The sequence below is a fragment of the Enterococcus sp. HMSC061C05 genome, from assembly GCF_001814765.1.
Lineage (GTDB): Bacteria > Bacillota > Bacilli > Lactobacillales > Enterococcaceae > Enterococcus_B > Enterococcus_B lactis.
The window spans coordinates 1-786 of sequence record NZ_KV817743.1 but is presented as its reverse complement, the minus strand read 5'-3'; the positions used below and the strand labels follow the sequence as shown (position 1 = coordinate 786).

Here is a 786-nt window from a genome sequence, read left to right as displayed (position 1 = left end):
AGGCAGTTTTAGAATTTCTCAATTACTCAAATAGATTGCGTACTGCCAGGTTATGGCGGAGCAAAGAAGGGCTTATAGTTTCTAAAAAAATATATGCACAAAAACTTTACGAATTCAGAGAAGAAAAAATCAACTATACGGATATCCGATTTTTTGACAAGATGAAAGATTATCCTATTTATGTGAATAAAGAAATGATGAAGGCGAAAAGAGTCACCCCTAAAGCATTATGGGCTGAGGATAGTATCTATAGGACTTCTTTTCTTGAAGCAACTCAAGGAGCAGAGGGAACGGAAGAAGAATTTAACCAGTTGAATGATCGTCTTTTCCCAGATAAAGATCATCTGCATATTTACCTTTGGAATAATGAATTTACGAATTATTATAATGAAGGTCGTTATTGGGATGGCGCTTATGTGTGGTCAGTGTATGACGAAAAGAGAAAGCGATTCACTGTTTTCGATGCTAGGTTAGTGATGATTTGATTTTTTGCATATAGTGAACTGGAAAAGGAGAGAAAAGATGGAATTATTAGAAAAAGAAAGTATTGATTTTTATTTGGAGCGTGCTTGGACTGTGTTACGGTATGCTTTTTTCAAGGAAGAAGAGTATGACGGACTAAATAGTCATCAGGAGGCAGTTTTAGAATTTCTTAATTGCTCAAGTAGACTACAAGCTTGCTGGTTATGGCGAATCGGTGATTCTATTGAAAAAGGAACGATGGTTTCTAAAAAAACATACGCACAAAAATTTTATGAATTCAGAGAAGAAAAAATCAACTATACG

1 protein-coding gene and 1 pseudogene are annotated in these 786 nt (G+C 34.9%); both read left to right on the top strand.

Annotated features, from left to right (window positions below; genetic code table 11):
* Positions 1-485, top strand: a 485-nt coding sequence (locus tag HMPREF2988_RS07055) for a hypothetical protein (RefSeq protein WP_070770287.1), incomplete at its 5' end; no start/stop codon positions are given.
* Between the two features lie 37 nt (positions 486-522).
* Positions 523-786 (top strand): annotated as a pseudogene (locus HMPREF2988_RS07050) (hypothetical protein); the annotation flags it as partial.